This window comes from Bacillus sp. ISL-41, from assembly GCF_018613235.1.
Taxonomy (GTDB): Bacteria; Bacillota; Bacilli; order Bacillales; family Cytobacillaceae; genus Mesobacillus.
Window position 1 is genome coordinate 51,810 of the sequence record NZ_JAGGQP010000012.1, and the last position, 12,908, is coordinate 64,717.

At 37.6% G+C, this 12,908-nt stretch carries 8 protein-coding genes; 3 read left to right on the plus strand and 5 right to left on the minus strand.

The window, feature by feature from the left end; genetic code table 11:
* Nucleotides 1–712: 712 nt before the first annotated feature.
* From J7I80_RS05715 to J7I80_RS05725, 3 genes are all read right to left on the minus strand, one after another.
* Entirely contained in the window at nucleotides 713–1,198 is a 486-nt protein-coding gene (locus J7I80_RS05715) for a hypothetical protein (RefSeq protein ID WP_214736476.1), read from the minus strand.
* 145 nt (nucleotides 1,199–1,343) lie between these two features.
* The gene (locus tag J7I80_RS05720) at nucleotides 1,344–2,699 is read right to left on the minus strand and encodes an S-layer homology domain-containing protein (RefSeq protein WP_214736479.1); all 1,356 of its coding nucleotides are present in this window, start codon (nucleotides 2,697–2,699) and stop codon (nucleotides 1,344–1,346) included.
* A gap of 261 nt (nucleotides 2,700–2,960) precedes the next feature.
* Nucleotides 2,961–3,440: a DUF2628 domain-containing protein gene (locus tag J7I80_RS05725; RefSeq protein WP_214736482.1), complete on the minus strand. Its 480-nt coding sequence runs from the start codon at nucleotides 3,438–3,440 to the stop codon at nucleotides 2,961–2,963.
* Between the two features lie 228 nt (nucleotides 3,441–3,668).
* Here J7I80_RS05725 and J7I80_RS05730 point away from each other — a divergent pair, with 228 nt between their 5' ends.
* Both J7I80_RS05730 and J7I80_RS05735 read left to right on the plus strand, forming a co-directional pair.
* Nucleotides 3,669–4,880, plus strand: coding sequence for a processed acidic surface protein (locus tag J7I80_RS05730; RefSeq protein WP_214736485.1), 1,212 nt, complete (start codon nucleotides 3,669–3,671; stop codon nucleotides 4,878–4,880).
* Nucleotides 4,881–4,884: 4 nt separating this feature from the next.
* A complete protein-coding gene (locus J7I80_RS05735) occupies nucleotides 4,885–5,505 on the plus strand; it encodes a class D sortase (RefSeq protein ID WP_214736488.1) in 621 nt (206 codons plus the stop codon).
* Nucleotides 5,506–5,598: 93 nt separating this feature from the next.
* On the opposite strand, the gene J7I80_RS05740 is transcribed toward J7I80_RS05735, so the two are convergent.
* Entirely contained in the window at nucleotides 5,599–6,933 is a 1,335-nt protein-coding gene (locus J7I80_RS05740) for an S-layer homology domain-containing protein (protein ID WP_214736491.1), read from the minus strand.
* 420 nt (nucleotides 6,934–7,353) lie between these two features.
* On the opposite strand from J7I80_RS05740, the gene istA reads away from it, so the two are divergent.
* Nucleotides 7,354–8,739: an IS21 family transposase gene (istA, locus tag J7I80_RS05745; protein WP_214736493.1), complete on the plus strand. Its 1,386-nt coding sequence runs from the start codon at nucleotides 7,354–7,356 to the stop codon at nucleotides 8,737–8,739.
* A gap of 1,280 nt (nucleotides 8,740–10,019) precedes the next feature.
* Here the strand turns inward: istA and J7I80_RS05750 are convergent.
* Nucleotides 10,020–12,590 carry an Ig-like domain-containing domain gene (locus tag J7I80_RS05750; protein ID WP_214736495.1) on the minus strand — a complete coding sequence of 857 codons (2,571 nt, stop codon included), beginning with the start codon at nucleotides 12,588–12,590 and terminating at the stop codon, nucleotides 10,020–10,022.
* Nucleotides 12,591–12,908: the final 318 nt, after the last annotated feature.

Sequence of the window (12,908 nt, forward strand, 5' to 3'; positions counted from 1 at the left end):
ACTTTAAACTCTGTCATGCCTTTATACTTTGAATAACATATTTTTTAATAAAAAATGTCGGCACCTTTTATTTCTTTATCACAATTGAACATTTCGGTTCTCATAAAAAATTTAATCACCTCGAATCCATTGAAGTCCTATAATTTTATACGATTAACTTACATAAAAGTTCCTGTAAAATGCCCTTTAGTGGGGTAGCCTAATGGAGTTTTACGGCATCAACAAAAAAATCCTGTTTAAAAATACAGGATTTTAATCAAACTTTATTACAAATTATTAATCATTTTTATAAAGTATCAAATTTTATTTTAAAACTACAACTGTGTCTTTTTTAGTTATCTTATTAAATATTATATTTTAGATCTAACCTGACCTTGAATTGCTGGTAAGCATAGATAAATAGATCAAGTGCCCAACTAATTTAGTATCCGGTCCATAATAGGTGCCTGAGAAAAAGAAAGAGCTTTATTTTTTGGAAGCTATTCTTTCTTTGCTGTTGTACCTACCTTAATGAATAGCGTAAATCGCAATACGAAATCTGCTCATACTAGCCCCCTTATCAGTATGAGAAAAGCATATCTTTTATGAGATATACGCGAAGGGGAGGAAAAATTATATTATACGAATAGTTAAAGGAGAATTATGTAAGTAGATATGCAACAAGCAAAAAAACCTCTGAACGATAATACGCCAGAGATTTATTTTCTTACTACTACCAGTAATAAAGTATCATTAAGAATGAGTATACAGTGCGAACCATTAACACGACACCATTAGCACCAACAAAGACCATAGCAGGTATTCTTCCGTACTTATAAATTTTGTCTAAAGCACTTTCACTTAAAACCTTGATAGAAGACAACCATCCTGCAATCATCGCACCAAAAACCATTAGCAAAATGGGAACCATCAGGATTGAGACACCAAAAATGAAGAACTTCCATACATAGTTGTAGTCCATCACCCCAAATATCAAATCCCAAGTTGAAAAGAAAAAGATTCCTTTAATCATCATCAGTATGATATTCTGCGGTTCAGCTACGCCCAACTGCATCATTAACCAGTAAAAAGAACTTTCAACTAATGCGATGGCACCAAAAATTAGAGCTACTACAAAGAGGTCTTTTATTGCCTTTCCCATTCCTCTATTATCACCGAAGAAGAAGGCGATTATCATTAAGAATACTAAAAATGCCATATTGTTCGTCCTACATTTTCTTGCGTTTCCATCGGACTAATCAAAATGCTGCCCAGAATAGCGATACTTGTAATAATGGAAATAAATCTTTTCATAATTATCCCCTCTAACTTTCTTCCTAAAAACTATTTTAGTTTGCAAGTTTCTATTTCTTCAATTCGGCATAAGACGTGATAGGGAAAATCCCTTCGATAGGATCATTCGCCGTTTCATACGGAACCCTATTGCTAGTCAGAGGTTGATAATGCTGCACATCAACATCCCGCTTATACCATTTATTCAATACTACTCCCTTTGGCAGTTTTACACCTGATGTAAAACGGATATATTCTGTCCCTCTTACTCTTGGTAGATTATAACCACTTTCATGTAGTGCATTATGCATCATTGAAACATCTGTCACAAAAAAACTCTCGGAGATAATCTGGTTGTTTTTAGTGTCCTGGACCAACTTGTTGACTAATTGAGCGGATTCATCAACCGAATAAAACACTCCATTGTACTCATAACCGCGGAAATAGTAACGAACTTCTTTTTTCCATGCATCCCCGATTGTTTTGTAGTTACGGTTGTTGTAGGTTGCCATAAACCCCTTTGCAACATTGAGATAATATTTAGTATACGACTGAGTTTTATCTACATAGGGCGAACCAATATGCATCATCCAGTCATGACTCTCTGCTAAAGTAGGGAACAATTCATGCTTAACCGGATAGTTGCTTAATCGTTTTAAATCTGCATCTTTATCTACCCATTTTTCTAATTCTTCTCTAGTGTATTCATGAATCGGCTTTGCACCTTTGTATTGATTTACAAGTTGAGACGTATCAAAGTTCTTCCCTTTCGCATTAAGAAAACGACTTAACATAACGGCTGCCTCAGCTCTGGTGGCACGCCCAGAAGGATCATATGAACCGTCTGCACGACCGCGAACAATACCAGAACTATCCACTAAGGCAATTAACGGCATGTCGCGTTTAATCAACTTGTGTTTATCCGTGAATGAAACTTTTATGTAGTCCAGGTTTTTAAGTCCAGTTAATGCAGAATTCCAGCTTTCGTTTTCACTGGCTAAACCTCTTGCAATCATCTTGGACATTTCCAGACGGGTGATCACTTCATTCGGGTTATATCCTGATGGATAGTCCGTCGGAATAATCACTCCCTTATCTTCTAACCCGTTCACAAACGGAGCAGCCCAATGGCCCTTCATGTTAGAGAAAGCTAGATTGTTAGATTGCACTTCCATCACACCAGCCAGGATTTTGCTGAACTGAGCTCTAGTAACCGTTTCCTGTGGCCTAAACGTTCCATCAGCATAACCACCAATTGCCCCTGTGCTTACTAGACTCTCGATTTCATGTTGAGCCCAATGGCCTTTGAGATCTGAAAATGAAACGACTGTATTTGCAGCTGCCACTGTTGAATTTCCAATTGCATAGGCTGGTGTCATCCCGCTTACCGATAAAAGCAACGCAAAAATGAGTAACGCTCTTTTCAAGTTATTCACTCCCCTTATGAATTTTTTATTTTCCAATAGGACTTATGGCTTATATTCTAGCATATGATTAATACCCTACATACCTCTAATTTCATATATGACCAATTTTACCCATAGAGGGAGCAGGAGAGAAATTCTCGTGATTTTTTGTAGATTAAGGATGAAGCCCTTTTTTACACATGCTAAAAAGGTTGAAACACAGGTTTTTCCCTGTTTCAACCTCTTTACACATTATTCAAGCACAAGAACCGTCCCTCTGCTCTACCAATTAAAAATCGCTACAAAAATCATACCCATGAAACCACCTAAAACTGCAATACCAAAGGCGCCAAGCCACGTTGTACCTCCTGTGGCTGATAACTTTTCAAGAGCGTTATTATCAGATCCAACTTTGCTTACCTCTCTTTTAACCTTGTTAAAGTAAAGCCTGTTACCAAGAAACCCCATTAGCACAAACACGCCTACATCTAATACAGTAAACTCATTGACAACCCCTAGAAGTGAAGAAACTGTCAATAATACCAAAAGATAAATGATAGCTTCCTTGTACATCTTTCGATAACCCAGCCATGCACCACTAAATAGAGCCGCGGCCCAGTTCCAGGAGAACTTCTTTCCAGGTTGAGCCGACAAGTCTACACTGCCACCAGTATAGCCCCACTTCTTGAAATAAACGTCTGCTTTCTTACCTATAAAAGCCCTTACTTTCTCTGACTCTGTAATTTGATTTTCTAATTCCATATAAACCACCCCTAAAGGCAAAATAACTTAAGACAAATTATACCAAAAAAATCAAGCACGGGGACGGTTCTCCTGCTCACTTTTTTGGTGTCTGGCCAGTGAGAAACAAGCACAAGAACCGTCCCTCTGCTCACCTTTGCTATATCCCATTAATATCCACTATCTGTTTTTTCTGAATGGATATATAATTCTTCTGTAATGTATATGAATTGTAGGAGGAAGAAGTACTTGAAGCGTGTTTTATCTTTTATTTTGGCTTTTACTTTGACGTTGGGACTGGTGCCATTTGCAGCTTTTGCGGCGGTTGATCCACAGGATCAAGAGTTCCAAAATTTCATCCAGGAAATCGGTATGTCTGAGGAGGAGTTCATTGCCTATATGAGTGACTGGCATGATTACTCTTTGGAAGAGTTTGAAACTCTTGAAGAGTTGACAGACTACCTGGGAGCTTTACTTGATGAAGAAAATCTCCAGGAATTGCTTGCTGATTTTGACATGACTGAGGAAGAATTCAACCAGTTGCTTGAGGAAAATGGAGCAACATTGGAACAATTCGTTTTTTACGATGATTTATATTTCAGTGTATCAGAATGGCTGTATACTGAAGAATTGACTCCTATTACTGACGAAAACCTGCAAACGCTTCTTGAAGATTATGAATTTGTATCGATTGAAGAATTGGAAGCTTTCCTGAATTCCTATGATGATTCAATCGAAAACTATGAATATATCGAAGACCTTGAATTTGCAGTAGCAGAACACTACTTCATGGAATCCAAGGATGATTTGATCAACACTTTGGATTCTTTTGGTCTATCGCTGGCCGAAGCTAATAACCTTGGCAATCATGTGATTGCGATCATGGAAAATCCTGACCTCGATCCTGAACAATTTTTCACAGGGTTGGAGGAATACGGTGCAAGATTAATGGATTTCCCTGAGTTTGACAGTGCAACTGATCTTTCAGCTGAAGACATTGCCGAATTTATAGAAATTTGGGATGGCATGCTTACTCTATTGGATTTGAACGTAGAATACTACTTAATTAAGGATGGCGTTGAGTCTTCTGTTTCATTTGCTTCCCTGATGCAAATGGATTCTACTAATGGAGCGGACTTAATGATAAAAATCCTTTCTACTAATGGTGACCTTTTAGCTGATATGGTTATCACAAAGGAAATGTTCGGTTCTGAATTCATTGAAGAAACCGGAGAAAATCTGGCAGATACAACTGAGGCAGCTGAAGGAGTCAAAAATGCTGCGGAAGAAATGAAAAAAGCTGAAGAGAAATCCCCTGCGGCCAAAGCACCTGCTAAAACTGTCAAGGGCGGCAAACTTCCAAACACCGCTTCAGATTACCCGCAAAATACAATGGCTGGATTAGCTATGATTCTTTTAGGAGCTATTGTATTCAGGAAAGTGAAAGCTAAACGTGTTTAAATATATGAAAGAGAGAAGAACCGGAAAGCTGGTTCTTCTTTCCTTATCCGTTGTCATAATCACATTCGGTTTCTGGTTCAGCGGAACAAACGCTTATAAATTTATGAAGGGCTATTGGCTTTTTAAAACTAGCGAACCCCAAACAGAGGTCGTCCTTGCCAATAAGACTGCTCAGACGGCAGATAGAAAAACGCAAGAGAATTCTGCCAGCCTCTATTCCGTAAGGCCTGAAAAAGGAGAAATGATCGGTAACCTGACCATTCCTAAACTCAACGCCAATTTGCCAATCTATCATGGCACAGATGAAGATGAGCTCGAAAAGGGAGTAGGGCACTTCGCCGGCAGCGTGCTTCCAGGCGAGAAGGACAACTCTGTTCTATCCGGTCACCGTGATACTGTTTTTCGCCAGCTTGGCAAAGTTGGCAAGGGGGATTTGCTCGTTGTCTCAACAGAAGCAGGAGAATTTACGTACAAGGTCAGAAAAGTCCGCATTGTTGATGCGGATGACAGGACAGTAATCGTCCCAAAACCTCGCGCCACCCTGACCGTTACCACCTGTTATCCATTTGATTTCATTGGTGATGCTCCAGAGCGGTATATCCTAGTTGCGGATTTAATTGAATAAGCATAATGAGCAGAGGGACGGTTCTCCTGCTCGTTTTTTGCGTGTTAGCGCAATGAGAAGTGAGCACTAGAACCGTCCCTCTGATTGATTAATTTAATTATTATTAAGGTCTTTATACCTTAAGGAATCTAACTTAGAATTTGGAGTTGCAAAAGAGAAAATTAAACTATATCCATCCAAGTCATAATACATAATCCATGAACCATCCATTTCACTATATTCTTCACTGGAGGGACGACCGATTATTTGTTTGATTTGAGCAGGAGTTTTATCTATTTTACTACCAGCCATATCAATGGTTCCGATTGGAGAGCTAGAACGCTCATCTCCACCAAAGTAGATACAAGAGTTATATTGTCTACCGTATCCTCCATCATAATAACCTTCCCACTTTGTAGGAGTTCCATAGTGATTCATAACATTTTCAACTCTTACATCGTCAACTGAAAATTCACAGCCATTTAAATATCCTTCACTTGCAAGTTCGATGAAGTGTTTATTCAATACGGACTTCGTAATATCTTCTTGTGCACCTACTAATATTTCATAATTATATGCTTCCTCCCAATCATAGCCATTAGGGATAATTTTAATATACCCTACGCCATTCTTAATTGGGACAATCGTGTTTTCATCTTCATATTCAAGGATTACACCATTGATTAAAATACGGTCCGAACCATTATTTAATTTATTTAGTTCAATTTTTTGACCTGTTTTTAAAACAAAAAGCTTACCATTATGATAATTAGATTCTACTTTTCCATTTGAAATACTGTAGTTAATTTCAATTGGATCTACATTTGGTATCGTAACTTTAAAATCCGGATTAAGTGCTCTAGCCAAAAATGCTGAGAATTCTGCTCTTGATAGTTCCTTATTGGGACGGAATGTCCAATCACTATAGCCCTGAGTAATCCCTGCAGCCACAATCTTCTGGATTGATGAATATGCAGCAATACTGGAAGAAACATCGGAAAATTGCACGTTTTTCTTTTCTGTAAGAGCAAAAGCTCTATCGATAAAGATAGCCATTTGACCGCGAGTTACCTCTTCATTTGGACGGAACGTTCCATCAGTAAAACCTCTTATTATTCCTTTGCTAACCGCAGAATCAATATACCCCGAAGCATAACTTTCCTTTGGAACATCCTTGAATGACCCTTTTCTTTGAGTGCCATCTAGATTCAGAGCACGACCGATCATCGTAGCCGCTGCTGCTCTTGTTACTTTTTCAGTTGGACGAAAAGAACCATCAGCGTACCCACTAATGATATTTTCTTCAACTAAATAAGAGACTTCCTGGTAAAAAGTTTGGCCAGCTTTCATATCTGAAAAAGAAGCTGCCTGTGTTATTTGACCTGGAATACTTACAAGTAAAAAAGATAATAAAAGCATAATAGATATGTAGTATTTTATCTTATGCAATTTTTTCCACCTCCTATTACTATTATAATATCATTTCCATTTGTTTTAAAAGTTGTTCTTTTGTATCAGTAGCATAGGGACGGTCTCCTGCTTACTTTTTCTGCTCTCCAGACCGTGAGAAGTGAGCACAAGAACCGTCCCTTTGCTTACGGGATTAGTCCCTGTGTCGTGACAGAACAATAAATTCGATGAGCAGCAAACGTAACCAAACGTACTTTGCTTCAAACTATTTCACTTTAGTAAAGCAAAACAGCAATCATCCGTTTTCCACAAATTTCGTAACCTGAAAGTACGTCCCCTTGCACCCATTCAACAATTAGCCACTAATAGATAAAGAAAAATCACACTTACTTGCCAATACATTCCATATACTATAACTTATTTACTAGTTTCATAAATTAGTAGATGGAGATGGTATAAATGGCATTATCACGTACGAAAGAATCACAAATTCTTGATCTCATTCTGGCAGGTCACTCTCAGCGAGCTATTGCTGCAAAAGTAGATGTTTGCTTGGCATCTGTTAATCATCGTGTTCAGTTATTCAAAGAAACAGGGTCTACAAAGCTTACCTCGTCAAAGCGTAAATCCAGATATGAGCCAATTGAAGAGTTGACTAGGCAACGCATTCGTTATTTTCTAGCAGTTGAAACCAAAAGGAACAAGTTCACAGTTGATCAATTACATGAAAAATTGCTTGATGATGGATTTCCTATTAAAAAGACAAAAGCAAAGGAATGGATTCGGTTAGAACGAAATCGACTAAAAGAAAGTTATCTAGATATCTTTCATGAGGCTGGCCATATGGTTCAGTTTGACTGGGGGACAAAAAAGATAAAGATCAACGGTAGGAGTCGTACAGTATGCTTTGCTGTGTTTGCTTTTCCTTATAGCAACTATCGCTATGTGCATGTAACAGAAAGAATGAATGGACGTAACTTTGTAGAAGCATTTATTGCTTTTACCAAACACATCGGTGGAGTCTATCCTGTTCTTCTGATTGATAATATGAAAATTGCGGCCCATCATAAAAAGTATCGCGATCAACAACCACAACTCACTGCATTATTTCAACAACTTGAACATCATTACAATTTGGAAGTGCGACTATGCACCCCATACCGCCCTAATCAGAAGGGAACTGTAGAAAATGCAGTCAAAACTTTAAAAACGCACTTATTTGCTTATCAAGCAGATTTTGTGTCTCTTAACAAATTACAAGAAGAAATACATAAAATCTTCAATCTTTTAAATGGAAAGAAACATCACGAAAAGAGTGATAGGATTATCAATCTACTTACACACGAAAATCGGTATAAATCGCCTGTTCCAAAGAAACATATGGCTTATTTCCAAGAAGAAATAAAATGTGTAAGAAATAATACGCTAGTTGCATTTGATGGTAACTACTACTCTGCCCCAGAGGAATACAAAAGTGAGAAAGTAATCGTCCGATATACAGATCGTATAGTCAGACTTGTTACGTCAGATGGGAAACAAGTCTTAGCTAAATATTCACGATGCTATGGAAAGAACCATAAGAAATATCGGGTATGGAATATCCTCAGTAAGTTGCAGCATAAATCAGACGGTTTTGACCAATCAAGAGAAAAAAGGCAAATGCCAAAATGGTTAAAAGTAATCTACGAAAAAGCATTCGAAAAACATGCGGATGAGTTCTTCGTCTTTATAGAGTTAATCCAAAACGTGAAAAAGAATACGGTCAAGCGAATGCTAAAATGGCATCATGTATTTAAGAAGGACTTAACCATTGATTCTGCTATTGAATTTGTTTCAAGGTGCTAACAACCTTCCTTGTTCTTTGACAACTCAATAATTTTTTAAAAAAATTCTTAATAACTCATCGCCCCCCCTTTTTACCCTCAATATTTTTCCTAATATTCCGTTACTTTAAAATAAAAAAAAGACTAGAAGAGTCTCAAATTTGACCTTTCTCGCCTTACTTTGTTCTACTTTTATTTGGACTAAGTGTTCTAGTTTTCTAAAAATTTGTCCAAGATATAAGAATCAACTTGTTTTCGCTTATTACCTATTGTCAGTGTGACGAGTACCGACATGTAACCATATATGGTTAAGATAATTTATTGGTTAAATTGGCAACTGATTCTTTTTTGTTTTCCCTATTACAAATGACTTGCACTTTCCGTTTAACCATAAACAGTAAAGAAAAAATTGAACATGCACGTACTAGTTAATTTTTATCTGAGCTATTCTATGCTGTTCATTATGTTCTGTTTCTTTCGTCTCCATGTACCGAAGATTATACAATCCCGGCATAATGACGATATGCTTTCTTATCATTTTTGCCACCTCCTTACTCCATAGATTAAAAACCTGGTGCTCTTTTTACATTCACACCATAAAAAAAGCATACGAATCCACTCAATTAATAGGGTGGTTTCGTATGCTAGTGTTTGTATTAAAACTAAATAAATATTCAGGAATAATTATTATTTTTAAGGGTATATTATACCATTTACCCATCAATCCATCCTGATTTTAAATCCTTTAGAAGTAGGAATTTAATACTGGTCAGGATAATCAAATAGAATTTTACCAGGGAAATCGATGGATAATAAGATCTTAAATATAGTTAATGAATTTATCATATAATCAACAAAACCTTTAACTAATACCACCTTTTTTCACCTTCTTCCTAATAATTATTCTTTGGTTGTTGATAAGTGGACAGCGGCTGCACCAACACTACTTATTACATCCGCCTCCCTTCCTCATAGAATTACTCCATATTACTATGAGACGCGAGAACCGTCCCGATGTCCTCCCTGGCCATCAGCAAACTACTTTACTTTATAAAGAAAGCAGAAGTCGTCCTTTTTACACAAATTTCGTAACCCAAAAGAAGCAAAAGGTACGTCCCCATGCTCTTAAAATCCTAGTAAAAGTAATCACGTCAACTAAAAGGATCACTTCATCGATTCCCCAAAATTTTTGAGAACTATCCCCGGTTACCACACAAAAAAGCTGCCCCTCAGTTTATCCGAAGGGCAGCTCAGGTTATCTAACCCTATAAGGGTAAGACCAGAATTTCAAGTAATTTTTGATTACTTAACAAATTGAATAGTAGTATCTTCAGCAATTGCTTTAAGGTTTAGATCCTCAACGCTTCCAGCTGAAGCATCGTATGTGATAGTAGTTAGTCCGCTATCTAGATCTGCACCAGTCATATCTAGAGTTAGTACAAGAACGTTGTCAGTACCAGTTTTAATAGCTACACTATCAACAGTTGGGTCAACATCTGCAAGATCAGTGTCACTATCAGCAATGCTCCAACCTAATGCTAATGCAGCTAAGTCGTCAGCATCACTAGCAGTGCCGTCTCCATCAATATCTAAGTTTAGAGCTTCGCTAAATGTAATTTCGATTGTACCATCTGCAGTTACATAACGAGCATCTAATAATGATGGTGCAGCATTTGTTTTTGAAGTTCCAGCAAATTGAGCTGTGATCGCATCAGATGCAACACCGTTCATATTTACTAAAGCATCATCAGCAACAACCAATGTATATACAGTTCCTGCTACAAATTTTTGTGTAGCTGCATCTGATGAATCAAAGAAGAAAGTTGCCTTTGTTCCAGTTGCATCAAGTTCAACAGATACCGGTGCTCTGTCAGCAGTTAAGTCAACTGCAAAGTCTGCAACATCAAGAGTTTGAACTTTCTTATCGAAAGTAACTTCCAAAGTATCTTGGTTAGTTGCCACTACCGCATTTACTTTTGGAGCTGTTGTTGTGCTTCCTACACCAGCAAATGAAACTGTTTTGTTGTAGTTTAATGTAGCAACACCAAGCTCATCATAGATGCCAGCTTGTAATTCTAATGAATAAATCTCACCAGATGTGACAGCGCCTGTTTGAAGGTATACAGTTAAAGTTCTTCCGTCTTCAGATAGTTCAAAAGTTGCGTCAGAAACATCTACTGCATTTCCGTCAGCATCTTCAATTACTAGATCATTTGCAACAACAAAGTCGTTAGCACCTGCATAGTCCTCTAGTTTAACTGCTTCACTGAAGTTAACTTTAATAGTTTTATTGTTGATTGCAACAGCAGCTGAAGCTTCAGGAGCAGCATTCGCAGCAGAAGAACCAGCAAATTGTACTTCATCGTAGTTAGCATCGACAGATACACCAGCTAAGTCATTGACACCAGCAACAACAATCTTGTAAATAGTACCTGAAGTGAATGACTCCGCATCATCCCACTGTAGAAGGACTGACATCTTATCTGCAGTACGCTTTACAGCAGTTGGGTTAGTCATACCAGCAACCGCACCACCAGCTGCAGTAGTTAATGTGAAATCACTAGCTGCTAATCCAGTTGTAGAAACTTGCTCGTTAAATGTAACACGAACTGTATTCTTGTTTACTGCTACAGCAGAAGTAACTCGTGGAGCAGTTGTATCAGTTGATCCTTGACCTGCAAATTTGATTTCATCAGCATCTTCGCTGATTGCATTTCCAGATTGATCTGTAACGCCAGTTACATCAACTGTGTAAACCTTTGCGTTTTGTTGTTTAGTTGTAAGCACTACAGTAACACCGTCAGCTTGTAACTCAGCTTTCAATGCATATCCTAATTCGGTACCAAGATTGTAGTTTTGAGGCATATTTGCAGTTTTAGCATCTAACTTTTCGCTGAATACGATAGATACTGATTTACCTGCATTTCCAGATGTTGCAGAAACTAGAGTTGGTTTTGTTGTATCTGCGCTTAGGCCACCAAATTGGAACTCATCCTTAGAAGAGTCGATAACGTTTCCGAATACATCAGTTACGTTAGCAACAGACAATTTGTAAATAGTTCCTTCTGTTTGTGCAGTTGTAGTTAATGTAACGCCAGTTCCAGCAGTGTTCAATTTCGCAGCAGTTACTGTCAATCCTGGAATTGAATAGTTTGCTACATTTTCAGCTACTGCTTTATCTAACTTTTCATTGAAAGTTAAAGATACTTTTGTGTTTGTTGTTGCTACAGCACCTAAAAGTTCAGGTTTAGAAGTATCAGCAGCAATACCACCGAATTGTGCTTCGTCATAATCAGTGTCAACAGTGTTACCATCTTCATCAGTAACATTTGTTACAGTTAACTTATAGATAGTACCTTCTGTTTGTGCTGAAGTTTTAAGTGTAACTTTTGTCTTATCATCTGCATCAAGTTCAGCAGATACAACAGTTAGTCCTGGAATGCTGTAGTTAGCAACATTCTCAGCAGAAAGTTCTGATACTTCTTCGTTGAATTTAACTTCAACGTGGATATTTGAAACTGCTACTGCGTGACCAACACGAGGTTTAACAGTATCTTTCGCAATTCCACCAAATAATGCTTCGTCTTTAGCAGAATCTACTACATTTCCGTTCAAGTCTTGAACGTTAGTAGCAATTAGCTTATAGATAGTACCTTCTGTTTGTGCTGCTGTAGTAAGGATCACTTCATTTTTAATGCTATTTCCATCAGCATCTTTTTTGTACTCAGCAGAAAGAACTTGAAGTCCTTCGATAGAGTAGTTAGCAATGTTCAATGCAGTTGCATTTACATCTTCGCTGAATGTAAGAGCAATTTTGTTGTTCTTAGTTGCTACAGCAGAAGTTAATTCTGGGTTTACAGAATCAGCTACCATACCAACAAACTTAAATTCTTTTCCATCAACAGTTAAAGTGTAAACTGCAGCAGGAGTTTGAGCAGCTGTTTTTAATTCAACAGTTTCACCATCTGCAGAAAGTTTAGCTTCTTTAACTTCCAGAACTGTACCAGCAGCATCTTTGATAGAGAATACATCTTTGCTTACTGATTCAACAGCTTCTTCAAGTGAAAGTTCTACAACTGTATTAGCAATCGCACTTACACACCATGAACATTACATTTTTTTACAGGCGTATTTTTCATTTGGCTCTAGGCGTTGCTACACCTGATTTTTTGCTGAGTTAATAAATTATCT

Coding starts and splice junctions, on each gene's coding strand:
- J7I80_RS05715 (WP_214736476.1), bottom strand. CDS start 1,198: ATGGCATTTTTAGTATTCTTAATGATAATCGCCTTCTTCTTCGGTGAT.
- J7I80_RS05725 (WP_214736482.1), bottom strand. CDS start 3,440: ATGGAATTAGAAAATCAAATTACAGAGTCAGAGAAAGTAAGGGCTTTT.
- istA (WP_214736493.1), top strand. CDS start 7,354: ATGGCATTATCACGTACGAAAGAATCACAAATTCTTGATCTCATTCTG.
- J7I80_RS05750 (WP_214736495.1), bottom strand. CDS start 12,590: ATGGTAGCTGATTCTGTAAACCCAGAATTAACTTCTGCTGTAGCAACT.
- J7I80_RS05735 (WP_214736488.1), top strand. CDS start 4,885: ATGAAAGAGAGAAGAACCGGAAAGCTGGTTCTTCTTTCCTTATCCGTT.